The sequence below is a fragment of the Mesorhizobium sp. M1A.F.Ca.IN.020.04.1.1 genome (genome assembly GCF_003997315.1).
Lineage (GTDB): Bacteria > Pseudomonadota > Alphaproteobacteria > Rhizobiales > Rhizobiaceae > Mesorhizobium.
Map to the genome: position 1 here is coordinate 37,753 of NZ_RZSN01000014.1, position 22,798 is coordinate 60,550.

The 22,798-nt window shown below is 64.2% G+C and carries 27 protein-coding genes; 19 read left to right on the forward strand and 8 right to left on the reverse strand.

Features of this window, described 5'->3' with window-relative positions:
• Positions 1–49 precede the first annotated feature (49 nt).
• On the forward strand, positions 50–2,773 hold the full coding sequence (locus EOA49_RS05435) for a sensor histidine kinase KdpD (RefSeq protein WP_127243084.1): 2,724 nt from the start codon (positions 50–52) through the stop codon (positions 2,771–2,773).
• Positions 2,770–3,462 (forward strand): response regulator transcription factor, encoded by a 693-nt coding sequence (locus EOA49_RS05440; protein ID WP_127239711.1) that lies wholly within the window; start codon positions 2,770–2,772, stop codon positions 3,460–3,462. Before EOA49_RS05435 ends, EOA49_RS05440 begins: the two co-directional genes overlap by 4 nt.
• 202 nt (positions 3,463–3,664) lie before the next feature.
• On the opposite strand, the gene EOA49_RS32545 is transcribed toward EOA49_RS05440, so the two are convergent.
• A complete protein-coding gene (locus tag EOA49_RS32545) occupies positions 3,665–3,901 on the reverse strand; it encodes a hypothetical protein (RefSeq protein WP_164746662.1) in 237 nt (78 codons plus the stop codon).
• 139 nt (positions 3,902–4,040) lie between these two features.
• Here EOA49_RS32545 and EOA49_RS05450 point away from each other — a divergent pair, with 139 nt between their 5' ends.
• A complete protein-coding gene (locus EOA49_RS05450) occupies positions 4,041–4,508 on the forward strand; it encodes an NUDIX hydrolase (protein ID WP_067318836.1) in 468 nt (155 codons plus the stop codon).
• A gap of 112 nt (positions 4,509–4,620) precedes the next feature.
• Here EOA49_RS05450 and EOA49_RS05455 read toward each other — a convergent pair whose 3' ends face one another.
• The 5 genes from EOA49_RS05455 to EOA49_RS05475 form a co-directional block, all read right to left on the reverse strand.
• Positions 4,621–5,460, reverse strand: coding sequence for a citryl-CoA lyase (locus tag EOA49_RS05455; protein ID WP_127239710.1), 840 nt, complete (start codon positions 5,458–5,460; stop codon positions 4,621–4,623).
• The gene (locus tag EOA49_RS05460) at positions 5,457–6,641 is read right to left on the reverse strand and encodes a CoA transferase (RefSeq protein ID WP_067318839.1); all 1,185 of its coding nucleotides are present in this window, start codon (positions 6,639–6,641) and stop codon (positions 5,457–5,459) included. The genes EOA49_RS05455 and EOA49_RS05460 overlap by 4 nt, the downstream gene beginning before the upstream one ends.
• Before the next feature lie 15 nt (positions 6,642–6,656).
• Complete coding sequence (locus EOA49_RS05465) at positions 6,657–8,180, reverse strand: tripartite tricarboxylate transporter permease (RefSeq protein ID WP_067318840.1); 1,524 nt, start codon at positions 8,178–8,180, stop codon at positions 6,657–6,659.
• Between the two features lie 5 nt (positions 8,181–8,185).
• The gene (locus tag EOA49_RS05470; RefSeq protein ID WP_095826777.1) at positions 8,186–8,722 is read right to left on the reverse strand and encodes a tripartite tricarboxylate transporter TctB family protein; all 537 of its coding nucleotides are present in this window, start codon (positions 8,720–8,722) and stop codon (positions 8,186–8,188) included.
• Between the two features lie 120 nt (positions 8,723–8,842).
• Positions 8,843–9,808 carry a tripartite tricarboxylate transporter substrate-binding protein gene (locus EOA49_RS05475; protein ID WP_067318842.1) on the reverse strand — a complete coding sequence of 322 codons (966 nt, stop codon included), beginning with the start codon at positions 9,806–9,808 and terminating at the stop codon, positions 8,843–8,845.
• Positions 9,809–10,010: 202 nt separating this feature from the next.
• Here EOA49_RS05475 and EOA49_RS05480 point away from each other — a divergent pair, with 202 nt between their 5' ends.
• The 7 genes from EOA49_RS05480 to EOA49_RS05510 all read left to right on the forward strand — a co-directional run bounded on the left by EOA49_RS05480 (position 10,011) and on the right by EOA49_RS05510 (position 13,529).
• Complete coding sequence (locus tag EOA49_RS05480) at positions 10,011–10,862, forward strand: IclR family transcriptional regulator (protein ID WP_127239712.1); 852 nt, start codon at positions 10,011–10,013, stop codon at positions 10,860–10,862.
• An 84-nt stretch (positions 10,863–10,946) separates the two neighbouring features.
• Complete coding sequence (locus EOA49_RS05485) at positions 10,947–11,417, forward strand: nucleoside deaminase (RefSeq protein WP_095800554.1); 471 nt, start codon at positions 10,947–10,949, stop codon at positions 11,415–11,417.
• Between the two features lie 141 nt (positions 11,418–11,558).
• Entirely contained in the window at positions 11,559–11,882 is a 324-nt protein-coding gene (locus EOA49_RS05490) for a metalloregulator ArsR/SmtB family transcription factor (RefSeq protein WP_067003998.1), read from the forward strand.
• Entirely contained in the window at positions 11,879–12,289 is a 411-nt protein-coding gene (locus tag EOA49_RS05495) for an SRPBCC domain-containing protein (RefSeq protein WP_127239709.1), read from the forward strand. The genes EOA49_RS05490 and EOA49_RS05495 overlap by 4 nt, the downstream gene beginning before the upstream one ends.
• Before the next feature lie 80 nt (positions 12,290–12,369).
• Positions 12,370–12,603: a hypothetical protein gene (locus EOA49_RS05500; protein WP_127239708.1), complete on the forward strand. Its 234-nt coding sequence runs from the start codon at positions 12,370–12,372 to the stop codon at positions 12,601–12,603.
• Positions 12,603–13,052, forward strand: coding sequence for a DUF1801 domain-containing protein (locus EOA49_RS05505; protein ID WP_095800656.1), 450 nt, complete (start codon positions 12,603–12,605; stop codon positions 13,050–13,052). The genes EOA49_RS05500 and EOA49_RS05505 overlap by 1 nt, the downstream gene beginning before the upstream one ends.
• A 78-nt stretch (positions 13,053–13,130) precedes the next feature.
• A complete protein-coding gene (locus tag EOA49_RS05510) occupies positions 13,131–13,529 on the forward strand; it encodes a DUF1801 domain-containing protein (RefSeq protein ID WP_127239707.1) in 399 nt (132 codons plus the stop codon).
• A gap of 48 nt (positions 13,530–13,577) precedes the next feature.
• Here EOA49_RS05510 and EOA49_RS05515 read toward each other — a convergent pair whose 3' ends face one another.
• The gene (locus EOA49_RS05515) at positions 13,578–14,132 is read right to left on the reverse strand and encodes a GNAT family N-acetyltransferase (protein ID WP_127239706.1); all 555 of its coding nucleotides are present in this window, start codon (positions 14,130–14,132) and stop codon (positions 13,578–13,580) included.
• Positions 14,133–14,346: 214 nt separating this feature from the next.
• On the opposite strand from EOA49_RS05515, the gene EOA49_RS05520 reads away from it, so the two are divergent.
• The 4 genes from EOA49_RS05520 (at position 14,347) to EOA49_RS05535 (ending at position 18,115) form a co-directional block, all read left to right on the forward strand.
• Positions 14,347–14,802 carry a DUF2214 family protein gene (locus tag EOA49_RS05520; RefSeq protein WP_127239705.1) on the forward strand — a complete coding sequence of 152 codons (456 nt, stop codon included), beginning with the start codon at positions 14,347–14,349 and terminating at the stop codon, positions 14,800–14,802.
• Positions 14,803–15,062: 260 nt separating this feature from the next.
• A complete protein-coding gene (locus tag EOA49_RS05525; RefSeq protein WP_095778744.1) occupies positions 15,063–16,040 on the forward strand; it encodes a tripartite tricarboxylate transporter substrate-binding protein in 978 nt (325 codons plus the stop codon).
• Between the two features lie 94 nt (positions 16,041–16,134).
• Positions 16,135–16,596: a tripartite tricarboxylate transporter TctB family protein gene (locus EOA49_RS05530; protein WP_067004012.1), complete on the forward strand. Its 462-nt coding sequence runs from the start codon at positions 16,135–16,137 to the stop codon at positions 16,594–16,596.
• Between the two features lie 10 nt (positions 16,597–16,606).
• Positions 16,607–18,115 (forward strand): tripartite tricarboxylate transporter permease, encoded by a 1,509-nt coding sequence (locus EOA49_RS05535; RefSeq protein WP_127239704.1) that lies wholly within the window; start codon positions 16,607–16,609, stop codon positions 18,113–18,115.
• Positions 18,116–18,167: 52 nt separating this feature from the next.
• On the opposite strand, the gene nth is transcribed toward EOA49_RS05535, so the two are convergent.
• A complete protein-coding gene (gene nth / locus EOA49_RS05540; RefSeq protein ID WP_127239703.1) occupies positions 18,168–18,983 on the reverse strand; it encodes an endonuclease III in 816 nt (271 codons plus the stop codon).
• A 22-nt stretch (positions 18,984–19,005) separates the two neighbouring features.
• Between nth and EOA49_RS05545 the strand changes: the two genes are divergently transcribed.
• The 5 genes from EOA49_RS05545 to EOA49_RS05565 all read left to right on the forward strand — a co-directional run.
• The gene (locus EOA49_RS05545; protein WP_095800560.1) at positions 19,006–19,500 is read left to right on the forward strand and encodes a DUF2244 domain-containing protein; all 495 of its coding nucleotides are present in this window, start codon (positions 19,006–19,008) and stop codon (positions 19,498–19,500) included.
• Positions 19,501–19,713: 213 nt separating this feature from the next.
• Positions 19,714–20,619: a methylated-DNA--[protein]-cysteine S-methyltransferase gene (locus EOA49_RS05550; RefSeq protein ID WP_164746661.1), complete on the forward strand. Its 906-nt coding sequence runs from the start codon at positions 19,714–19,716 to the stop codon at positions 20,617–20,619.
• 264 nt (positions 20,620–20,883) lie between these two features.
• Complete coding sequence (locus EOA49_RS05555) at positions 20,884–21,309, forward strand: hypothetical protein (RefSeq protein ID WP_164746660.1); 426 nt, start codon at positions 20,884–20,886, stop codon at positions 21,307–21,309.
• Positions 21,284–21,769: a hypothetical protein gene (locus EOA49_RS05560; RefSeq protein WP_127239702.1), complete on the forward strand. Its 486-nt coding sequence runs from the start codon at positions 21,284–21,286 to the stop codon at positions 21,767–21,769. Before EOA49_RS05555 ends, EOA49_RS05560 begins: the two co-directional genes overlap by 26 nt.
• Positions 21,770–21,917: 148 nt before the next feature.
• Positions 21,918–22,798, forward strand: an 881-nt coding sequence (locus tag EOA49_RS05565; protein WP_164749196.1) for a ribokinase, incomplete at its 3' end; no start/stop codon positions are given.

The following is a 22,798-nucleotide window of genomic DNA, read 5'->3' on the forward strand; positions in this document are numbered from 1 at the left end:
TCGCAGCGGGGATCGACACGATCCCCGGTGCAATCCATGATTGGACTTGATGCCGGACGACAGGACCAACTTCGAGAACAGACCTTCTCCCGACGCGCTGCTCGAGCACGCGGAGCGGGAGGGCCGCGGCCGTCTGCGCATCTTCCTTGGCGCGGCGCCCGGCGTCGGCAAGACCTACGAGATGCTGTTGGCAGGCCGCGCCCGGCGCGCCGACGGCATCGACGTCGCGATCGGCGTCGTTGAAACGCATGGCCGCAAGGAAACCCAGGCGCTGGTCGAAGGCTATGAGGTGATCCCGCGCCGCGAGGTCGAATACAGGGGCCGGGTCCTTGACGAGATGGACATCGACGCCATCCTGAAACGGCGGCCGGAGCTGGTTCTGATCGACGAGCTCGCGCACACCAACGGGCCCGGCAGCCGTCATCCCAAGCGCTATCTCGATGTTCAGGAAATCCTGTCGCAGGGCATCGACGTCTACACCACGCTCAACATCCAGCATGTCGAAAGCCTGAATGACGTCGTGGCGCAGATCACCCGCGTCAGGGTGCGTGAAACCGTTCCGGATTCCATCATCGACGAGGCCGACGACATCGAGGTCATCGACCTCACCCCGGACGACCTGATCAAGCGGCTGCATGAAGGCAAGGTCTATTTCCCGCAAACCGCTCAGCGCGCGATCGAGAACTATTTTTCGCCTGGCAATCTGACGGCGCTTCGCGAGTTGGCGCTGCGACGCACCGCGCAGCGCGTCGATGAACAGCTCCTCAGCCATATGCAGTCCCACGCCATTCCGGGACCGTGGGCGGCCGGCGAGCGGGTCCTTGTCTGCGTCGACTCGCGTCCGGACGGGAGCGCTCGTATCCGCTACGCGCGCCGGCTCGCCGATCGCCTGCGGGCGCCATGGACGGCGCTGCATGTCGACACGCCTCGCCTGGCCGGCATGTCCGAAGAGGACAAGGACCGGCTGGCGACAAACCTGCGCCTTGCCGAACAGCTCGGCGCCGAGGTCGCGACCATCCCGGGCCAGAACGTCGCCCAGGACATCGTGCGCCATGCGACGGCGAACAACTTCACCCATATCGTCATCGGCAGGCCGACCCGCTCGCGCTGGCGGGAACTGATCGAGGGCTCGCTCACCTATGACCTGATCCGCAATGCCGGCGACATCAGCGTCCATGTCATTTCGGGCAAGGAGCGCGATGCCGACATGCCGTCGGCACGTGTGAAGGCCGCGTCCGAGCAGAAGCCCTTCCAGATCTGGCCCTATCTGTTCTCGACGGCCTATGTCGCCGGCGCGGTGGCCGTCAGCTCGATTCTCGATCAGTTCCTCGATGTCCGCAATCTGGCCAGCGTCCTGCTGCTGGCGGTGCTGACTTCTGCGGTGACGTTCGGACTCTGGCCGGCGCTCTACGCTTGTTTCCTGAGCGCGCTTGCCTTCAACTATTTCTTTCTCGAGCCGCGCTATACGTTCACGATCAGGGATCCGGAGAGCATCGTTGCCTTCGTGGTCTTTCTCGTTGTCGCAGTCATCGCCAGCAATCTGACGGCGCGCGTCCAGCGCCAGGCGGTCGCCGCCCGCTCACGCGCGCGAGCCACGCAGGACATCTACTCGTTCTCGAAGAAGCTCGCCGGCGCCGGCACGCTTGACGACGTGCTGTGGGCCACCGCCTTCCAGATCGCCTCGATGCTGAAAGTGCGCGTGGTGCTGCTTCTGCCCGAGAATGGAACGATCACCGTCAAGGCCGGCTATCCGCCGGACGATACGCTCGCCGAGGCCGACATCGCGGCGGCCCGCTGGGCCTGGGAACATGATCGCCCCGCCGGCCGCGGCGCCGATACGCTGCCCGGCGCGAAGCGCCTCTATCTGCCCTTGCGAACAGGCCGGACAGCGGTCGGCGTCGTCGGCCTCGACAACGACAAACAGGGCCCTTTGCTGACCCCCGAGCAGCAGCGCCTTCTCGACGCGCTTGCCGATCAGGCGGCGGTCGCCATCGAGCGCATCCAGCTTGTCGCCGATGTCGACCGCGCCAGGCTGGCGGCGGAAGCGGACCGGCTGCGCACGGCGCTGCTTACCTCGATCTCGCATGACCTGAAGACGCCGCTGGCCGCCATCATGGGTGCCGCCGGCACGCTGCGGGAATACGCGGCCGCCCTTCCCGAAGAGGACCGCGCGGAACTCCTGTCGACGGTGGTCGACGAATCGGAGCGGCTCAACCGCTTCATCGCCAATCTGCTCGACATGACCAAGATCGAGTCCGGCGCCATGGAGCCGAACTACGCCCTCCATTATGTCGGCGATATCGTCGGCTCGGCGCTCGATCGCGCTCGCAAGATCACCGGCGAGCACCGCATCGACACCGACACTCCGCCGGACTTGCCGATGCTGCGCCTCGACCCGGTGCTGTTCGAGCAGGCGCTGTTCAACCTCCTCGACAATGCCGCCAAATATTCCGCGCCCGGCTCAACCATCCGCCTCAAAGGCTGGGTCGACAACGGCTCCGTCATCCTGCAGGTCATGGACGAGGGACCAGGCATCCCGCCGAACGACCTCGAACGGATCTTCGACACCTTCTATCGGGTGCGCAAGCGCGACCAGGTCCGCGCCGGCACGGGTCTCGGCCTGTCGATCAGCCGCGGTTTCGTCGAGGCCATGGGCGGCACGATCTCGGCGACGAACCGCACCGACCGGCCCGGCGCGATCTTCACCATCCGCATGCCGGTGCCGCAGGAAATTCCGGAACTTGCCGTGGCCAAAACGGATGACGCCGCATGACCGGTCAGAACGTCAGCATCCTGGTCGTCGACGACGAGCCGCCGATCCGCAAGCTGCTTCGGGTCGGCCTCGGCAGCCAGGGCTATGCCGTATCGGAGGCACCGAACGCCAAGGCAGCGATCGAGCTCATGCAGGCGCAGCGGCCCGACCTGATCCTGCTCGATCTCGGCCTCCCGGGGATGACGGGCCTCGAACTGCTCGGCAAATGGCGTGACGACGGCCTCGACATTCCGGTCGTCATCCTGTCGAGCCGCACCGACGAGGCCGGCATCGTCCAGGCGCTCGAGATCGGCGCCGACGACTATGTGGCGAAACCCTTCGGCATGAACGAGCTCGTCGCCCGCGTCCGCGTGGCGCTGCGCCACAAGCTCCAGCAGCAGGGCGAGAAGCCGGTGTTCCAGGCCGGCGACCTCTCGGTCGACCTGGTGAAGCGCATCGTCAAGGTCGAGGGCAAGGAAGTAAAACTGTCGCCGAAGGAATACGATATCCTGCGCATGCTCGTGCAGTATGCCGGCAAGGTTCTGACCCATCAGTTCCTGCTGAAGCAGATCTGGAACGAGTCGACGGACGTGCAATATCTCAGGGTCTATGTCCGCCAATTGAGGCAGAAGATCGAGAAGACACCGGACCAGCCGCGCTACATCATCACCGAGACCGGCGTCGGCTACCGTTTGCGCGAGGTCGATTGAAGGATCCGAGCGGCGGGCATCATCCAACCCATCGAGGCTGTGCCGCGAGATCGGTCGCTTGGACCATGGTAGATCCGCACAAACACCCTATATTACGGCAAGGTTTCTGTTTTCGTTCGGGAAGGAAGCGATGTCGCGTCCTCGGCTATCGGCGGCTTTGATTGCCGCGGCTTTGTCGACTGCCGCCCTTTTGGGCGCGCCTTCACATGCCTCCGCGCAGGTCGTCATCCCCACAGACCGCAACGCCCTGATCCAACATAACGAGCTGCAGGCGCTCCGGAACCAGCTGCAGCGACGACAGTTCCAGCAACAGCAGCAGCTTTACCGCGAGCAGGACCGGCAGATCGTTCCGAAGGCTCGCCCTGAAGTGCCGATCGTCAAGCAGAATTGCCAGTCTCAGGTGATCGGCACCACGATTTCGCGCGTCTGCCGCTGACATTTTTCTTTTTCCGGTTTACTTAGCCGACTTACTGTCGGCGGCGTCCGGCTTGCGTGGGCGGCGGTTTTGGGATTTGCAGGAGCGAGGTTTTGCCGTGCGGATAGCGTACGGCAGGAATGCGCTTTGATCGGATTTTGGGATGGCAGCAGCCAAGAAGAAAGCAGTACGCAGGGCAAAGAAGGGAGAGCGGATCCGCCAGGTGGCGGCCATCCCCTTTCGCCTACGCGGCGACGGCCAGCTTGAAGTCTTGCTGGTCACCTCGCGCACGACCAAACGTTTCATTGTGCCCAAGGGCTGGCCGATGAAGGGCAAGAGCGGGCGCAAGGCGGCCGCGATCGAGGCCCAGGAAGAGGCGGGCGTGCTGGGCAAGGCGCTGAAGCAGCCTGCCGGCGGCTACTCCTATTGGAAGCGCATGGCCAGCCGTTTCGTCCGTGTCGACGTGGTCGTCTACCTGCTCGAGGTCAGCGAGGAGATGGCCGACTGGCGGGAGGCCGTGAACCGTCAGCGGGCCTGGCTGCCGGCGGCCGATGCGGCCCTGCTGATCGACGAGCCGGAGCTTTCCACGCTGCTGAGGGATTTGACGGCCTTGGCGACCGATCCGGCGTAAGACGATGGCCTGGCGCAATTCCACGAAAGCGTGACACGGCTGTCCGTCAGGAATTCCGTCACAACAAAATGGATGGAATGGTTCGCCGTTTTCCGTGGAACGGTGAAACGCTCTAATCGGAGTCGCCAGGAAACGGCCGTGCCGGGGTGCCGCTATAAGCCCACAGCCATTCTTTGGGCAGAGGTCCCTTGTTGCGGTCGCTCTCCTGTGATTGCTCCCAGGCATGCGCCAGTATGCCTACCGAGCGCGACAGCACGAAGAGGCCGCGCGTCAGTGGCGGCGGGAAGCCAAGCTCGCCATAGATGACGGCCGTGGCGCCATCGATGTTGAGCGGGATCGTCTTGCCCTTGCGTGTCGCCACCTCCGCCTCGATCGCCTTGGCAATGTCGGCAAAGCGCCCGCTGACGACGCCGCGACCGGCGAAGTCGCGCGTCAGTTCGATGAGGCGTGGCGCCCGCGGATCGATCGGGTGGAAGCGATGCCCGAGGCCGGGCACGTAGCCCTTTTCCTCGGCGAAGAACCGGTCGAGCCGCGCACTCACCGCTTCGGCGAGGCTCGCGCCACCATCGATTGCGGCGGCGATGTTGCCATAGAAGGAAAGCGCCTGCTCGCCGGCCCCGCCATGCACGTCCCCCAGCACATTGATGGCGGAGGCCATGGCGTTGTTGATGCCGACGCCGCAGGTCGCCGCCATGCGCGCGATCGCGATCGACGGCGCCTGCGGGCCGTGGTCGACGGCGGCCCCGAGCGCGATGCCGAGCAGCGCCGCCTGATCGTCGCCCGGCAATTCGCCGCGCAGCATAAGCCAGATCATCGCCGGAAAGCTGACCCGGCCGATCAGATCCTGGATCTGGTAGCCGCGCAGCCGGATCACGCCGGGCTGCATCTCGATGATGCCGGTCCGCCACCACTCCTCGCCGCGGTCGCGGCCGGTCTTTTTGTCCGCGCTCATGCCCGCGCCCTCCCCTTGCCGCGCGCCGGCAAGCTGGCGAACACGTCGTCCATATGCGCGCCAAGACGTGGCGGAGGGCCGGCTGGCACGGGAGCCGCACCGTCGACCATAAAGCCGCCGCGCACCACCGTGAGCGGGTTGTCCATTCCCGGTATCTCCTGGAAGCGCGTCGTCATGCGGCGCTCGATGACCTGGCGTTCCTGCAGCACTTGCGGGATCGTCAGCACCCGCCCGGCCGGCACGCCGGCGCGGTTGAGCTTTTCTTCCCAGACCGCCGCAGGAGCGCCGGCAAGCGCGTCCTCGATGAGCGGCTTCAGCGCTGCCCGGTTCCCTTTGCGCGTCTCGCGTTCGGCGAAGCGCGGATCCGAAGCCAAGTCTGGGCGGCCGATCAAGCCGCAAAGGATCACGAACTGCTCCTGCTTGTTGGCGGCGATGTTGAGCAGGCCCTCGCCGGTGCGGAACGCGCCGGAGGGCGCGGCCGTCATGTTCTCGTTGCCCATGGCTTGAGGCTGGACGCCCGCCGTCAGATAGTTCGACACCGGCCATCCCAAGGCCGACAGCGTGCATTCGAGCATCGACACGTCGAGGAAGGCGCCTTCGCCGCTGGTCTTCTGCCGCACCAGCGCCGCAGCGATGGCGAAGGCCCCGACCAGTCCGCCCAGCGTGTCGGCGACCGGATAGCCGACGCGCAGGGGCGCCGTTTCCGGCGTGCCGGTGATGCTCATGATCCCGGACAGCCCCTGGATGATCTGATCATAGGCTGGGTTGCCACGCATCGGGCCGGTCTGGCCGAAACCCGATATCGCGCAATAGACGAGGCTTGGCCTAACCTCCTTCAGCTTCTCGTGGCCGAGGCCGAGCCGATCCATCACGCCCGGCCGGAAATTCTCGACCAATGCGTCCGCCGTTGCGACCAGGTCGAGGAAGCGCTCGCGGTCGGCCTCCTGCTTCAGGTCGAGCACCACCGATCGTTTGCCGGCGTTCTGCGCCAGGAAGGATGCACCCATGCCGGCTTTGTTGAGCTCCGGCGAGGCGCCAAGCTGGCGCGCGAGATCGCCGCCCGGCGGCGCCTCGACCTTGATGACGTCGGCGCCGAGCAGCGCCAGCTGGTAGGCGCAGTAAGGACCTGCCAGCACATTGGTGAGGTCGAGGACGCGTATGCCTGAAAGCAGGTCTGTCATGATGCTCCAGATCGGTCAGGCATCGCCCGGCACATGCTCTGGTCCGCGCGTGCGCCGGCGTTCGATCCAGGCCCAGATATGCGGGCCGACCAGACCGATGAAGGCGAGCGTTAAAAGCGTCAGCGAGAGCGGGTGCCGGTAGAACACCGTCCAGTCGCCATTGGCGATCGTCATCGCCCGGCGGAACTGCGTCTCGGCGAGCGGCCCGAGGATCATGCCGATGATGACCGGCGCCGTCGGAAAATCGAAGCGGCGCATCAGGAAGCCCGCCGCGCCCAGCAGATAGAGGATGATGAGATCGATCGGCGACTGCGAGATGCCGTAGGTGCCGACGGTGGCGAACACCAGAATGCCGGCATAGAGCTGCGGCGCCGGGATCTTGAGCAATCGTACCCACAGGCCGATCAGCGGCAGGTTGAGGATGACGAGGATGACGTTGGCGATGAAGAGACTGGCGATGAGGCCCCAGACGAGATTGGCCTGCGTCGTCAACAGCAGCGGTCCGGGATTGATGCCGTAGCTCTGGAAGGCCGACAGCATGATCGCCGCCGTTGCCGAGGTCGGGAGGCCAAGCGTCAGCATCGGCACCAGCACGCCGGCAGCCGACGCGTTGTTGGCAGCCTCCGGCCCGGCGACGCCTTCGATGGCGCCGACCGTGCCGAACTCCTCCTTGTGCTTGGAAAGCTTCTTTTCGATGGCATAGGACAGGAAGGTCGGGATCTCGGCCCCGCCGGCGGGCAGGGCGCCGATCGGGAAGCCGATTGCCGCGCCCCTGAGCCACGGCTTCCACGAGCGCGCCCATTCGGAAGCAGTCATGTAGAGCGAGCCCCTCAGCGGCACGATCTCGTCCTTCCCGGCATAGCGGCGCGAGGCCACGTAGAGAGTCTCGCCGACCGCAAAGAGGCCGACCGCGACGATGATGACGTCGACGCCGTCGAGCAACTCGCCCATGCCGAAGGTGAAGCGCGGCTGCCCGGTCTGCAGGTCGACGCCGATCATGCCGATGACGAAGCCGACGAACAGGCTGGTAAGTCCACGCACAGAGGACGAGCCGAGCACCGCCGAAACGGTGATGAAGGCGAGCACCATCAGCGAGAAATATTCCGCCGGCCCGAAAGCCAGCGCCAGCTTGACCACGATCGGCGCCAGGAAGGCGACGCCCAGCGTGCCGAGGGTCCCGGCGACGAACGAGCCGATCGCGGAAGTCGCGAGCGCCGCGCCGCCGCGGCCCGAACGCGCCATCCGGTTGCCCTCGAGCGCGGTGACGATGGTGGCGCTTTCGCCCGGTGTATTGAGCAGGATCGACGTCGTCGAGCCGCCATACATGGCCCCGTAATAGATGCCGGCAAACAGGATGAAGGAAGCTTCCGGCGCCACCTGGTAGGTGATCGGCAAAAGCAGCGCGATGGTCAGCGCCGGCCCGAGCCCGGGCAGCACGCCGATCGCGGTTCCGAGCGTCGTGCCGAGCAGGCACCACAAGAGATTGGTCGGCGTGAAGGCGACCGCAAATCCGTGCGCGAGATAACCGAGCGTGTCCATCGTCCTCAGCCCCTTCCCATGCCGACGAAGGCGCTGATCAACGCGTTGAGCTGGTTCTCGATCAGGCCGGCCCCGATGTTGACGCCGAGCGCTCTGGCGAATCCGAAATAGGCCGCCAGCGCCAACATCAGGCCGAGCAGCGCATCGCGCAGCGGATGCCGGCTGCCGAAGCCGAAGCAGACCAGCACGAACATGATCACCGAGGCGGCTGTGAAGCCGAGCGGCTGGATCAGCACGAGATTGGCAACGAGCCCCGCGACTACGAAACCCATCGCCTTCCAGTCGGTCGGCGTCTCCTTTTCCTCGTCCGGCTGCCAGCCGCCACGCAGGGCGGCGACGATGAGCAGCAGTGACAGGATCACCATGCCGGCCATGGTCATGTAGGGGAAGACCTTCGGGCCGACCTTGGAATAGAGCGGCGAAACCGGGATCGCCAGGGTCTGCCAGGCAACGGCCCCGGCGCAGGCAAGAAGCCCGACGCCGATCAGCAATTCGGGTATGGCAAGGCGCGGCGGTGACGCCTGCTGGTCGCTGGTGCTCATGATCTCCTCCCCGGAAGCCGGCCTTCCACTGCCGGCTTCGCCGCAGTTTCATTGAACCGTCGCATGTCCGCTGTCTCGAAGAAGGCGATGCAGCCTCCTTCGAGATCAGGCAGGAGGCGATCAGGCGAGGCCGAGATCCTTGAGGATCGCGCCGATGCGTGTCGTGTCCTCGGCGACGAACTTGGCATAATCGTCGCCGGTCAGCAGAATCGGCGTCCAGTTGCGGTTCTTGCACTCGGTCGCCCAGGCCTCGCTCTTCGCCATGGTCTCGACCATCTTGATCATCGCCGCCTTGTCTTCGTCGGAAACGCCGGGGGGTGCAAAGACGCCGCGCCAGTTGAACAATTCGACGTCGATGCCGGCCTCTTTCAATGTCGGCGCGTCGATGCCTTCCTGGCGCTTGTCCGACGAGATCGCCAGCAACCGGAGCGCGCCCGCCTTGACCTGCTCGGAGAATTCGCCATAGCCGGAAATGCCGGCCGCGACCTGGTTGCCGAGCAGCGCCGACAGCGCCTCGCCGCCGCCGGCGAACGGCACATAGGACAGGTTGGCGGCAGGCACGCCGGCCGTCTTGGCGATCAGGCCGAAAAGGATGTGGTCGGAACCGCCGGCCGAACCGCCGGCCACCGGAACCTTCGTCGGATCCGCCTTCAGCGCCGCGACGAAATCATTAGCCGTCTTGAACGGCGAGGCTGCCGGCACCACCAGCGCCTCGAACTCGCCGGTGAGGCGCGCGATCGGCGTCACTTCGGTGAGATTGTTGGCGGCCTTGTTGGCGATGATGGCGCCAACCATGACCATGCCGGCAACCATCAGCGCGTTGCCCTTGCCCTTCCACTGGTTGACGAATTGCGGCAGGCCGACCGTGCCGCCGGCGCCGCCGACATTGGTGATCTGCGAGCCGGAGATCAGCTTTTCGGAGCGCAGCACCTGATCGATCGTGCGCGCGGTCTGGTCCCAGCCGCCGCCGGGGGCCGCCGGCACGAAAATTTGGATTTGCGGGGCGTCCTGCGCAAAGGCGGGTCCGAAATGCAAAGCCGCGAAGCCGGCGGCGGTGGTCGACAAGAATCTGCGTCTGTTCAGCATGGGATTCCTCCAAATCACGACACCTCCTCCGGTGCCTGCCAAGACGTGGCCTGAATTAAGACCCGCATTCGAGTTCAAGCATTTGTTACCGCGTTCTGTCAACGGGAATGCCATTCTGCTGGACAGAACGCATAGGATCGGACTAAATCCGCATGTCCAGGGTCATTCCCGGATGGGCGACCACGATGAAATCGTCACCGCAATGACAGAGCTCCCTCCAAGCCAGGCTCCGGCCGACGGCGTTGCCGCGCTCGACCGGGCAATCGCCATCCTCGACGCGTTCACCATTGCCGACCGGTCGCTCGGCCTCGCCGAAATCGCGGCCCGAACCGGTCTCTACAAGAGCACGATCCTCAGATTGGCCAACTCGCTGATGCGCGGGCAATTGCTGGAGCGCCTGGAGGACGGACGCTATCGCATCGGACCGGCGACCTTCAGGCTTGGCGCGCTTTACCAGCGCTCGCTCGTGGCGATGGATATCCTGTTGCCGATCATGCGCGATCTCTCCGAGCGGAGCTGGGAAAGCGTCGCCTTCTATGTCCGCTCGGGCGACGTGCGCACCTGTCTCTACCGGGTCGAGTCGAAGCACCCGATCCGTTACACGATACGGGAAGGTGACGTGCTGCCCTTGCTGGTTGGTTCCGGCGGCCGGGTGCTGGCCGCGTTCTCGGGAGAGCAGGGCGAGCCTTACGAGACGATCCGGAAAACCTATAGTTACATTTCAATCGGTGACCGCGACCCGCAGACTGCCGGCATCTCCGCCCCTGTCTTCGGGCCGGGACGGACACTGCTCGGCGTGCTCACGCTCGCCGGTCCGAACACGCGGGTCGACGCGGCCTTCCTCACCCGTATGAAGCGGCCGCTCCTCGAAGCTGCCGCCCGCGCCACCCGCGCTTTTGGCGAAGATGCATCCATGCTGGATGCGGCAAGCCTCGACACGCCGCCGGAGCGCACAACGGATCCGGGTTTTGGCGAGCATCAAATTCGAGTTTCCGGCACGCAACAGGCCAATGTCGCCGAGCTTCGGGCAGGTGGACGCTCACGCGACGGTTAGCACTTGCCAATCGCGTCCCTTGGCACCAATCTCGGCTCAAAGGGCCGCCCATCGGGTGGATGGCGGCGCGATAGGGTTTTTGCCATGACCCGCGATCAGATGCTCGCCCACCTCCGATCCGCCGACGCCGCGGCGCGCGAGGCGGCGGCGCACGGTCATCATCCATTCGGTGCGGTGCTGGTCGGCCCCGACGACGCCATCCTCATGCGCCAAGGCAATATCGACACCGTCCATCACGCCGAAACCGAACTTGCGCGACGCGCGGCGGCTGCCTATTCGCCGGAGTTTCTCTGGACCTGCACCCTGGTCTCAACCGGCGAGCCCTGCGCGATGTGCACCGGAACGGTCTACTGGGCCAATATCGGCCGGCTGGTTTACGGCTTCGAGGAGACCAAGCTTCTCGCGCTCACCGGCGATCACGCGGCGAATCCGACTATGAGCCTTTCTTCGCGCGCCGTCCTCGACTCCGGGCAGAAAAAGATCGAGGTGTTTGGCCCCTTTCCCGAAGTCGCGGACGAGCTGCTCGCACCACACCGCGAGTTCTGGAAGCGCTGACGCGGAAGCGGATGTTGGGGACGGGTCCGCAAGGATAGGGTGACCCAGTCCGCCCTAAGCTTCCGCCCTCTAGGCTCTGCTTGACTCACACATATCTCACTGGTTATACGTCAATCAATAGCCATTGAGTTATCGATCCAGATGACGAACGCACACGATATGCTGTTCCGGACGCTTGCCGATCCGACAAGGCGCGCCATCTTCGAGCGTCTGTGCCGGCAAGGCGAGCAGACGGTCGGCGCGCTGACGGCTGAGGCCGGTGTCTCGCAGCCGGCGGTGTCGAAACATCTCGGCCTGCTCAAGCAAGCCGGACTGGTGCGCGACCGCCACGAGGGTCGCCAGACCCATTACAGCGCACAGCTTGGCGCGCTGGCGCCGCTAATGGATTGGACTCGCGATATGGCCGGATTCTGGGAGAGCCGGTTCGACGATCTCGAGGATCTGCTGCAGAGGATGGATCAATGAACGATATGCCGGCCGGAACGCGCTCCGTTGTCGTCGAGCGCGAGATTCCCTATCCGCCGGAAAAGATCTGGCGGGCACTGACCCAGCCGCATCTCATCGAGGAGTGGCTGATGAAGAACAACTTCAAGCCGGTCGTAGACCACCGTTTCGAACTGAGCGCGGACTGGGGCGGTGTCGAGTGCCAGGTCCAGACAGTCGAGCCAAACAAAACGCTTTCCTACACATGGGACACCAAGGATCTAGAGAGCGTCGTCACATGGACGCTCACCCCGACCAGCGCCGGCACTCGCCTGCGCATGGAGCAGACGGGCTTCCGGACTGACCAGGAGCCGTATTTCCGAGGTGCCACTGTTGGCTGGCCGAGGTTCTTTTCGGCCTTGGAGCAGGTGCTTTCGCGGATCGAGTGAGGGCGGCAATCTCATCCAGATGACGCAGCCTGGCGCGCTGGTAAGCCCAGCGTTCATTGGATCTTTCAGAGGAGGAAGCATTGGACTGGAGCAAGTGGATCAGGCAGTTGCATCGCTGGCTGTCGATCATCTTTACCGTGACCGTCATCGCCAACTTCATCGCCATGGCATTGGGCGAGGCGCCGGCCTGGGTGGTCTATTCGCCGCTCCTGCCGCTTTTCCTGCTGTTGTTCAGCGGCCTCTACATGTTCGTGCTGCCCTATGCCGCAAGGTGGCGCGGTGGGCCGGCGCGCGAGCGCGCCGGACCGGCCTGATGGCAAAAGCGAAATCGGCAAAGGTTGCAGCCAGGCCGTCGGGGGAAAAACCCGTCCTGCTTTCGGGCGGCAACCCGCAGATCGCCAAGGGGTATGGTGACGCTCCCGTGCAGGCCTATATCGCGGCGATGCCGGGCTGGAAGAGCGAGGTAGGCCGCCGGCTCGACCAACTTATCATGCATGCCGTCCCCGACGTGCAGAAGGCCGTCAAATGGAACTCGCCGTTTTACGGCATGGACGGCGAAGGCTGGTTTCTCGGCATTCACTGTTTCACCAGATACGTCAAAGTGGCCTTCTTTCGCGGCATGTCGCTGAAGCCGGTGCCGCCCGGCGAATCCAAGAGCAAGGACACGCGCTATTTTCACATCCATGAGGACGACCAGCTCGACGAAGCGCAATTCGTCTCCTGGGTGAAACAGGCAAGTCAATTGCCTGGCGAACGAATGTAAGCGCATTATCGGTCACTCACGGTCCGCCCGACGAGGCATCATGGCGATCCGTCTAGCGGGTGTTGAAGGAGGACACATATGGAGAAAATCGGCGTGCAGGAAAGCAAGTCTCCTTCCGAGCTGATCGATGGCCGTATCGCGGAATTGGGCGATTGGCGGGGCGAAATGCTCGGCCGGCTGCGCGCCCTGATTAGGGATGCCGATCCGGACGTCACCGAGGAATGGAAGTGGCGCGGCGTGCCGGTCTGGGAGGACGCCGGAATGATCTGTACCGGCGAGACCTACAAGGCCGTCGTCAAGCTGACCTTCCCCAAGGGCGCGGCGCTGCCGGATCCCTCACGTCTCTTCAACTCCAGCCTCGAAGGCAACACAAGGCGCGCCATCGATTTTCGCGAAGGCGAGGAGATCGACCAGGAAGCGTTCAAGGCTCTCGTGCGAGCAGCGGTGGCCCTGAACAGGTCCAAGGCCAAACGCTGATCCCAGAAGCGCGTCAGCACCGGAGGCGGACGAACCCGGCATTGCCCTCTAGGCTGTTGCCTCTCCGGCCCACCGCTCCAGCAGGATCGTCGGCTTGTCGTGATAGGTGGTCCGCAGGATTTCGCGATAGCCGTTCTTATCTGCGACCTTGAGCGAGGCGCCATTTTCGGGATCGATGATGCAGACGGTTCTGGCTCGCCCGAACGCCTCGTCACCCCAGGCGACGATGCGCCCGACGACTTCGCTTGCAAGCCCCTGGCCATGCGCACCCGAAGCTAAAGCCCAGCCGGCTTCCGGCACGCCTTCGATCGAGGGCTCGATCTCGCGCTTCAGATCATGGAAGCCGGCCTCGCCGAGGAAGCGGCCAGTCGCCTTGTCCTCGATCGCCCAGAACCCATAGCCAAGCAGCGACCACAGCCCGGCATGGCGCAGGAAACGCATCCAGCTTTCCTCGCGGGTGCGCGGCTTGCCGCCGATGAAGCGGGTGACCCCCGGGTCCGCCCACATCGCGACATAGGTCTCGAAATCGTCGAGCCGGTGCGGCCGCAGGATGGTCCGCGCCGTCTCGAGGATCGGCACCCCGGCTTCCCTTGCAACGCTCATCGCAGTCCTCTCCTTTGAGCGGCAGCGCTTAGCAAACCTGCACGTTCGAACAAGGGCCAGGATCGCCCGGGGCATCCTCCAGCGACGCAAGTAGATGAGCGCGGTCATTGACCGGCTGACATTTCGGCGTGTGGGATTCTCGACAGGCGATGCTAGTCTTGGGACGAAGCTGATTCAGCGATATCGCGGCGCCGTCTGAAAACGAGGAAAGATAATGGACACCACCGACCTTCTGCTGGCGATCGCCCATCATCTTCTGGTGTTCTCGCTGGCCGGCATCATTGGCGCCGAGTTCGTGCTGGTGCGCGGCGAGTTGGGGGCGACGACGCTCAAGCGCGTTGTCGGCATCGACCGCCACTACGGCATCATCGCCGCGCTGATCGTCATCATCGGCATCTGCCGGGTGTTCTTCGGCCTGAAAGGCTGGGAGTTCTACGTCTTCAACTGGGTGTTCTGGGCAAAGATGATGGCCTTCATCATCATCGGCCTGCTGTCGATCATCCCGACCGTGCGCTTCATCTCCTGGAGCAGGCAGGCGAGCGGCAATCCATCCTTCTCGGTTCCGGCGGCGGAGCTCGCCTCGGTGAAGAACTATGTCCGCGCCGAGGGCTTCATCTTCCTGCTCATCCCGGTCTTTGCGGCGGCGATGGCGCGCGGCTACGGTTATTAGAATAGAACCGAGGAAGAGCAGGGATCGGGCAGCAACCGGCATCCGCCAACGTACCGTCGTCAGATGTCGACATCCCGCGATCCATCATCCGACCCAGATCTTTTCCATCCATCTTGCGGGTGATTTGTAGATAATCGCGGTTTGCCGTTTGAGTCCGATTGCAATCTGCTAGCCTGCACTAGTTGCTATTGCATCCACAGCCGTCGCCGAGAGGAATTTCGCGCGGTGGCTGGAGGTTCATACTCTGGGAGGAAGTCACAATGAGAAAATTTGTTGCCGCTCTGGCTGCCGCAGCGGCCGTCACGCTTTATCCGTTCGCCGCGGGCGCGCAGACCTATCCGGAACGCACCATCACCGTTGTGGTGCCGTTTGCGGCCGGCGGCCCGACCGACACGGTCACACGCCTCATCGCCGAAGCCATGTCGAAGGATCTCGGCCAGCAGGTCATCGTCGAAAATGTCGGCGGTGCCGGCGGCACACTGGGCGCGGGGCGCGTCGCGAAGGCTGACCCGGACGGTTATACGCTGCTCCTCCACCACATCGGCATGGCGACCAGCGCGACGCTGTACAGAAAGCTCGCATACGACACGCTCAACGCCTTCGAATATGTCGGCCTCGTCACCGAGGTGCCAATGACCGTCGTCGGCCGCAAGGACCTTGAGCCGACCGATCTGAAGGGACTGGTCGAGTACGCCAAGGCCAACAAGGACACTGTCACCGTCGCCAATGCCGGGATCGGTGCGGCCTCGCATTTGTGCGGCATGCTGTTCATGAGCGCCATCGGTACGCCGCTGGTCACCGTGCCCTACAAGGGCACCGGCCCGGCCATGACCGATCTTCTTGGCGGCCAGGTCGACATGATGTGCGACCAGACGACCAACACCACCAAGCAGATCCAGGGCGGCACGATCAAGGCCTATGCCGTCACCTCGCCGGAACGCCTCGATGTGCTGCCGGACGTCCCGACGACGACGGAAGGCGGCCTTCCCGAGGTGCAGGTCAGCATCTGGCACGGCCTCTACGCACCAAAGGGTACGCCGGCCGAGATCACCGGACGCCTGTCGAAATCGCTGCAGGTCGCGCTGAAGGATCAGAACGTCGCCGCCCGCTTCGCCGAACTCGGCACCAAGCCGTCGCCCGAAGCCGACGCGACACCGGCGGCGCTGAAGGCCAAGCTTGAAAGCGAGATCGGGCGCTGGAAGCCGATCATCGAAGCCGCCGGCCAGTACGCCGACTGAGGTTTTGGACGGGGCGCGATCGGCGCCCCGTTTTTGCTTCGGCCCGTTTTGCGTTGCAACGGCGCGCCCGGGGTGCGCACCTGAGAGGAACGTGATGAAGCCCTTCGCAATCGACACGACCAACGGCATATGCGCCGCGCTGTTCATCGCCTTCGGCGCATTTTTCGCGCTGCAGTCGCTCGGCCTCGAAATCGGCACCGCCTTCCGCATGGGACCGGGCTATTTCCCGCTGGTCCTGGCGATTGTGCTGCTCCTGCTCGGCGTTATCATCCTCGTCCAGGCAGTGCGCTTCGAGAGCGAGGCGATCGGCCACATTGCGTGGCGCGGCATGCTGCTCATCCTCCCCGCTCCGATCTTCTTCGGCCTGACGGTGCGCGGCCTCGGCTTCATCCCGTCGATCTTCCTGACGGCGCTGATCGCATCCTTTGCCAGCGCCCGCATGAAACCGCTGACCGCGCTCGTGTTATCGGCCGGCCTGACGCTGTTTGCCTCACTCGTCTTCAGCTACGCACTCGGCCTGCCGTTCCGACGCTTTGGCCCGTGGCTGCCATTGTGAGGAGACGACCATGGAGCTCCTCGCCAACTTGGTGCTCGGCTTTTCGACGGCGACATCGCTGACAAATCTCGGTTTCTGTCTGATCGGCGTCCTTCTCGGCACGCTGATCGGCGTCCTGCCCGGCATCGGCGCCACCGCAACCATCGCCATGCTCTTGCCGATTACGTTCCAGATAGGCGACCCGGTTTCCTCTCTCATCATGCTCGCCGGCATCTATTACGGCGCGCAATATGGCGGCTCCACCACCGCCATTCTCATCAATATGCCCGGCGAATCCTCGTCAGCCGTCACCGCAATCGACGGCTACCAGATGGCCAAGAACGGCCGCGCCGGGGCGGCACTCGCGATCGCGGCGATAGGCTCGTTCTTTGCCGGCACGGTGTCGACCTTCCTGGTCGCCATCTTTGCTCCGCCGCTGACGGCGATGGCGCTGGAATTCGGCGCGGCCGAGTACTTTTCGCTGATGGTCGTCGGCCTCGTCTCGTCCGTCGCGCTCGCCCACGGCTCGATAGTCAAGGCGCTAGCCATGGTTGTGCTCGGCCTGCTGCTCGGCATTGTCGGAACCGACATCTATACCGGCACGCCGCGCTTCACGCTCGGCATCACGCAATATGCCGACGGGCTGAATTTCGTCGCGGTAGCGGTCGGCGTCTTCGGCGTCGCCGAGATCCTGCGCAACCTCGAGAACGAGCATGAGCGCTCCGTGCTGATCCGAAGAGTCTCCGGCCTCATGCCCACCGGCGAGGATTTTCGGCGCATGGCCGCGCCTATCATGCGCGGAACGATCATTGGTTCGGCGCTCGGCATCCTGCCGGGAGGCGGCGCGATCCTTGCAGCCTTTGCCTCCTACACGGTCGAAAAGCGCGTATCGAAAAACCCGGGGGAGTTCGGCAAGGGCGCCATCGAAGGGGTCGCCGGGCCGGAATCGGCCAACAATGCCGGCGCGCAGACCTCCTTCATTCCCATGCTGACGCTTGGCATTCCGGCCAATCCGGTAATGGCGCTGATGATCGGCGCGATGATCATCCAGGGCATCGTGCCCGGCCCCAATGTCGCGACCGAACAGCCGGAGCTGTTTTGGGGCATCATCGCCTCAATGTGGATCGGCAACCTGATGCTGATCATCCTCAACCTGCCGCTGATAGGGCTTTGGGTGAAGCTCCTTACGATCCCCTATTACGTGCTGTTTCCGATCATCATGGCGTTCTGCTCGATCGGCGTCTACAGCGTCAACACCAATGTTTACGACCTCTACGCCGTCGCCTTCTTTGGATTGCTCGGCTACCTCCTGACCAAGCTGCGCTGCGAACCCGCGCCACTGCTGCTCGGCTTCGTGCTCGGCCCGTTGCTTGAGGAAAACTTGCGTCGCGCCATGATTCTGTCGCGCGGCGACCCGAGCACCTTCGTGACGAGACCGATCAGCGCCAGCCTGCTCTTCATCGCGCTCGCCGTGCTCGTCATCGTCTTCCTGCCCGCGGTCAAGAAGAAGCGTGAAGAGGTGTTTGTGGAGGAGAACTAATTCGGCGTTTGGGCCGAGGCGCCGTCGGCTGGCGCTATCCGCTACACTCTGCCTAGCTGACACCAATAGCTCGGTCCTCAGTTTCGTCGAGCGGCGCGAGCTCGATCAGCGGCGCCGGCAGGTCGGTGGTCTTTTCCTTTGACTTGCAGATATCGGCGATGACACAGACCGGGCAGTCGGGCTTGCGCGCCTTGCAGACATAGCGGCCATGCAGGATCAGCCAGTGATGGGCGTGCCGCATGTATTCGGCGGGGATGACTTTTAAGAGCCCCTGCTCAACCTGTTCGGGCGTTTTGCCGGGCGCCAATCCAATACGATTGCCGATGCGAAAGATATGCGTGTCCACCGCCATCGTGTGCTGGCCGAAGGCGACGTTGAGCACGACATTGGCGGTCTTGCGTCCCACGCCCGGCAGCTTGACCAGCTCGTCCCGATCTTCGGGCACGTTGCCGGCATAGTCGTCGATCAGTGCCTTCGAGAGCGCGACCACGTTCTTTGCCTTGTTGCGCCACAGGCCTATGGTGCGGATGTAGTCGCCGACCTTGGCCTCACCGAGCGCCAGCATCTTCTGCGGTGTATCGGCGACCGAAAACAGCGGCTTCGTTGCCTTGTTGACGCCGGCATCGGTCGCCTGCGCCGACAGCACCACCGCGATCAGCAGCGTGAAGGGATTGACATAGTCGAGCTCGCCCTTCGGCTCGGGCCGCTGCACGGAAAAACGCCGGAAGATCTCATGCACCTCGGCGGGCGTGTAAAGCGAGCGCAGCCCGCCCTTCCGGGAGGGCGTCTTTGCTTTTGCACTGCCGCCTGAGGCGGAGGCCGACGGCTTTTTGACGGGGAAGGATTTTTTGGACTTGGGCGGCGCCATTCCCTTCCTATAATATTTCCCTATGAGCGACACAAACGCCTCGTTCGAAGCCGACAAGCCATTCTTCCAGGCCCTGCTGACGCCGCATCGCTCCCTCGGTCGGACCGGCTTTCTGATATTGATGGGCGCGCTGATGTTCGGCTGGGCGATCACCGGCGCGATCTTCCTGGCACATGGCGCATGGCCGGTCTTCGGCTTCTTGGGGCTGGACGTGGTCGCCGTCTACATCGCCTTTCGCGTCAATTACCGGGCGGCCCGCGCCCGTGAGGAAATATCGGTCTCGCGCACCAGGCTTGACATCCGCAAAACGGCGCCGTCGGGCCGCTTCGAGGATCATCGCTTCAACCCGTTCTGGGCCCGCTTTTCGATCGCCCGCCATGCCGAGATCGGCATCACCAACATGGCCGTCGAGGCGCAAGGCGAAAGCGTTTCGATCGGGTCTTTCCTGGATCCCGGTTCCCGCGAAAGCTTTGCTGCTGCCTTTTCGCGCGCACTGGCGACCGCCAGGGCGCGTTGAACTGGCACGGCGCTCCGGCGCCTCGCCGTAGAGCGTCATCAGCAAGGTCTGCCTTACCCCGGTCAAATCTATCTTTTCGCCGGCCGTCATCGCCCTTCGGCTCGAAGCCTGCTCGATCTGGGTAGGGGCCGGAGGAAGGCAAGTTTCGGGTGGTGGCAATGCGCGGGAAGACCGATATTCGCGGCCGAGCAGATAGCCATGGGAGATATTGCCATGAACGCCCAGATGACCATGAATACCCGGATGGAACCGTCAGCGATCCTGCAGAACGACATCACGCCCGTGGGCAGCGACTACGAAATCGTGCGCCGCGCCATCGAGAAGATCAGCCTCGACTATCGCGACCAGCCCTCGCTGGAGGTTCTGGCCGAGGCGGTCGGCGAGACGCCGACGGGCCTGCAGAAACTGTTCACGCGCTGGGCCGGCCTGTCGCCCAAGGCCTTTCTGCAGGCGGTGACGCTCGACCATGCGCGCAGGCTGCTTGATTCCGGCATGCCGCTGCTCGAAACCTCGTTCGAGCTCGGCATGTCGGGCCCCGGCCGGCTGCACGATCTCTTCGTCACGCACGAAGCGATGTCACCCGGCGACTACAAGACCCGTGGCGCCGGCCTGACCATCCGCTACGGCTATCATATCTCGCCCTTCGGCATTGCGTTGATCATGGTCACCGATCGCGGGCTGGCCGGCCTGGCCTTCTGCGACGCCGGCGGCGAGCGGGCTGCCTTCGCCGATATGTCCGGCCGCTGGCCGAACGCAGCTTACGTCGAGGACATGTCGGCCACCCAGCCCTATGCCGCGCGCGTCTTCGATCCGACCAAATGGCGTGCGGACCAGCCTCTGCGCGTGGTGATGATCGGTACCGACTTCCAGCTGCGCGTCTGGGAGGCGCTGCTGCGCATTCCGATGGGCAGGGCCTGCACCTATTCCTCGATCGCGGCAAGCATCGGCGCGCCGAGCGCCAGCCGGGCCGTGGGTGCCGCGGTGGGCGCCAACCCCATGTCCTTCGTGGTGCCCTGCCATCGCGCGCTGGGCAAGTCCGGCGCGCTCACCGGCTATCACTGGGGCCTGACACGCAAGCGCGCCATCCTCGGCTGGGAGGCGGGACAAATGGCGTCCTGAAACCTCGTTTTTTCCGCGCGCCATTGCGAAAAACCGTGGATCTGAATATAGGTAAGTATAATCGGAACAATACATCCGAAATATCGGGAAATGCAACCGGAGGCAACCTCAGGTTTCGCCGGTTGTATTTTTGAATTGTTTGCAGTCGTTATCTTGTTTAACGCTAAATTAACCACGATAAACGGATGATACCTCTGTATTGAGCCGCATTTGCTAAGGGCACAGATATGCGGAAAGTTCTTCGGGCATCGCAGGTTCTGACGCTTGCAGACGGGCTTCACCTTGCCCGGCGTCACCCTGCCCCAGGGCCAGGACGAGGTTCATGCTTCCGACGGCACGACCTGCCGCTCGGCCGTTTCCGGCAGCGGCGCCTATCTGGACGTCGGCGTCATCCGCGGCAACAGCAACAGCCAGTCGAACAGCGACCTCGCCACTTACGGCCGCGTGGTGGTCCCGATCGGGCGGACGCCGAAGCGCGTGGATTGCAGCCGCCTCTACGAACTCGAGGTCGAGCGCCTGCAGCTCGAATTGAATCTGCTCAAGATGGGTCTCGGCGCCGACGGCCAGACGGGAAGCGTGGCTGCTCCCAATCCCGCGACCGCCTCCGCTGCCGCATCGACTGGATGGGCTAACGAGGGCTGGAGCATCAGAGGCACAACCGGCAATGACAAGAAAAAGAAAAAGAAATAGCCGCGCGCTGATCGCCGCGGTGGCTGCGCTTGCAAGCTACTCGCTCCCGGCTTCGGCGGCGATCATCGGCACTTGCACCATCATGATCAGCGCCTCGGGAACGATGAAATCGAACCCCGCCATCAATATCTTCGGCTCCAGGCAGGCGGGCGGGTCGAGCGCCGGCGCCACCATCACCGCGAATGCGACGCTATGCACGATCCTCAACCTGCTCGACTGCTATTCCGTCTCGGCACCGGCGCCGATTGCCTTCACGTCCGCGCCGAGCGGCGGCGACACCGACGTCACCTTCGCCACCGTCTTCCGCCTCGATGGCTCAGGCTCGGACATCCCGGGCAGTTCGCCGCAGCGGGTGACCAACGGCACTCACACCATCCAGGTCGATCTCACGGCCACGAAATCGCCGGGCATCTTCCCGGCCGGCAACTACCAGGGCACGGTGACGGTGCGCTGCGAATGATGCTGTGGGCCGGTGCGGCGCACAACCGGCTTGATCTGGCAATAGACGGTCTTTGCGGCTAGCCTCCGCGCAAGCAACTGCGTAAATGCAAGGACTTGCGGCATCGGCCTTCGATCGAAGGCTCGCCCGCTCGTGCAGGAGACCTTTCTTGATCATCATCGTGGGCTCGATCAACCTCGACCTGATCGCCAATGTCGACCGTTTGCCTGAACCCGGCGAGACGGTCCGCGGCTCCGGCTTTGCCACCGCTCCCGGCGGCAAAGGCGCCAACCAGGCGCTGGCCGCGGCCCGCGCAGGCGCTGAGGTGCGCATGGTCGGCGCCGTCGGCAAGGACAGCTTTGCCGCCGAAGCGCTGGCGCTGCTGAAGGCCGGCGGTGTCGATCTTTCCGGCGTCGGCGAGAGCTTCGCCTCCACCGGCACAGCGCTCATCCTGGTCGGCGCCGACGGCGAGAATGTGATCGCCGTCGTGCCGGGCGCTAACGATTCTGTACTGCCCGGCGACATCGCGAAGGCGTATCTGAAGAAGGGCGATGTCGTGCTTTTGCAGCACGAGATCCCGCTGCCCACGGTCGAAGCGGCGCTCGATGCAACCCGCGCGGCGGGTGCCGTCAGCGTGCTCAACACCGCGCCTTTCCGCCCCGAGGCGGCGGGCTTTCTCGGCAAGGCCGACTACGCCGTCGCCAACGAGACCGAGTTCGACCTCTATGGCGAGGCGCTGGCGCTCACCGGCCACGACCGGGAGGCGCGGATGCGCGACTATGCTCAAAAGACAGGCCGCGCCATCGTCGTGACGCTCGGCGGCGACGGCGTGCTGGCCGCCACTCCCGACCATTTCCTCACCGTCCCGGCACTGAAGATAACTCCGGTCGACACGGTCGGCGCCGGCGACACCTTTTGCGGCTATTTCGGCGCCGGCCTGTCGTCCGCCCTCCCGCTCGAACAGGCGCTCACGCGCGCCGCGGCGGCAGGCTCGCTCGCTTGCTTGAAGCCGGGTGCGCAGCCGGCGATTCCGCTGGCGAAGGATGCTGT

Excerpts from the sequence above, each read along its gene's own strand:
- EOA49_RS05435 (WP_127243084.1), top strand. The coding sequence starts at position 50 with ATGCCGGACGACAGGACCAACTTCGAGAACAGACCTTCTCCCGACGCG.
- EOA49_RS05440 (WP_127239711.1), top strand. The coding sequence starts at position 2,770 with ATGACCGGTCAGAACGTCAGCATCCTGGTCGTCGACGACGAGCCGCCG.
- EOA49_RS32545 (WP_164746662.1), bottom strand. The coding sequence starts at position 3,901 with ATGTCAGCGGCAGACGCGCGAAATCGTGGTGCCGATCACCTGAGACTG.
- EOA49_RS05450 (WP_067318836.1), top strand. The coding sequence starts at position 4,041 with ATGGCAGCAGCCAAGAAGAAAGCAGTACGCAGGGCAAAGAAGGGAGAG.
- EOA49_RS05455 (WP_127239710.1), bottom strand. The coding sequence starts at position 5,460 with ATGAGCGCGGACAAAAAGACCGGCCGCGACCGCGGCGAGGAGTGGTGG.
- EOA49_RS05460 (WP_067318839.1), bottom strand. The coding sequence starts at position 6,641 with ATGACAGACCTGCTTTCAGGCATACGCGTCCTCGACCTCACCAATGTG.
- EOA49_RS05465 (WP_067318840.1), bottom strand. The coding sequence starts at position 8,180 with ATGGACACGCTCGGTTATCTCGCGCACGGATTTGCGGTCGCCTTCACG.
- EOA49_RS05470 (WP_095826777.1), bottom strand. The coding sequence starts at position 8,722 with ATGAGCACCAGCGACCAGCAGGCGTCACCGCCGCGCCTTGCCATACCC.
- EOA49_RS05475 (WP_067318842.1), bottom strand. The coding sequence starts at position 9,808 with ATGCTGAACAGACGCAGATTCTTGTCGACCACCGCCGCCGGCTTCGCG.
- EOA49_RS05480 (WP_127239712.1), top strand. The coding sequence starts at position 10,011 with ATGACAGAGCTCCCTCCAAGCCAGGCTCCGGCCGACGGCGTTGCCGCG.
- EOA49_RS05485 (WP_095800554.1), top strand. The coding sequence starts at position 10,947 with ATGACCCGCGATCAGATGCTCGCCCACCTCCGATCCGCCGACGCCGCG.
- EOA49_RS05490 (WP_067003998.1), top strand. The coding sequence starts at position 11,559 with ATGACGAACGCACACGATATGCTGTTCCGGACGCTTGCCGATCCGACA.
- EOA49_RS05495 (WP_127239709.1), top strand. The coding sequence starts at position 11,879 with ATGAACGATATGCCGGCCGGAACGCGCTCCGTTGTCGTCGAGCGCGAG.
- EOA49_RS05505 (WP_095800656.1), top strand. The coding sequence starts at position 12,603 with ATGGCAAAAGCGAAATCGGCAAAGGTTGCAGCCAGGCCGTCGGGGGAA.
- EOA49_RS05510 (WP_127239707.1), top strand. The coding sequence starts at position 13,131 with ATGGAGAAAATCGGCGTGCAGGAAAGCAAGTCTCCTTCCGAGCTGATC.
- EOA49_RS05515 (WP_127239706.1), bottom strand. The coding sequence starts at position 14,132 with ATGAGCGTTGCAAGGGAAGCCGGGGTGCCGATCCTCGAGACGGCGCGG.
- EOA49_RS05520 (WP_127239705.1), top strand. The coding sequence starts at position 14,347 with ATGGACACCACCGACCTTCTGCTGGCGATCGCCCATCATCTTCTGGTG.
- EOA49_RS05525 (WP_095778744.1), top strand. The coding sequence starts at position 15,063 with ATGAGAAAATTTGTTGCCGCTCTGGCTGCCGCAGCGGCCGTCACGCTT.
- EOA49_RS05530 (WP_067004012.1), top strand. The coding sequence starts at position 16,135 with ATGAAGCCCTTCGCAATCGACACGACCAACGGCATATGCGCCGCGCTG.
- EOA49_RS05535 (WP_127239704.1), top strand. The coding sequence starts at position 16,607 with ATGGAGCTCCTCGCCAACTTGGTGCTCGGCTTTTCGACGGCGACATCG.
- nth (WP_127239703.1), bottom strand. The coding sequence starts at position 18,983 with ATGGCGCCGCCCAAGTCCAAAAAATCCTTCCCCGTCAAAAAGCCGTCG.
- EOA49_RS05545 (WP_095800560.1), top strand. The coding sequence starts at position 19,006 with ATGAGCGACACAAACGCCTCGTTCGAAGCCGACAAGCCATTCTTCCAG.
- EOA49_RS05550 (WP_164746661.1), top strand. The coding sequence starts at position 19,714 with ATGAACGCCCAGATGACCATGAATACCCGGATGGAACCGTCAGCGATC.
- EOA49_RS05560 (WP_127239702.1), top strand. The coding sequence starts at position 21,284 with ATGACAAGAAAAAGAAAAAGAAATAGCCGCGCGCTGATCGCCGCGGTG.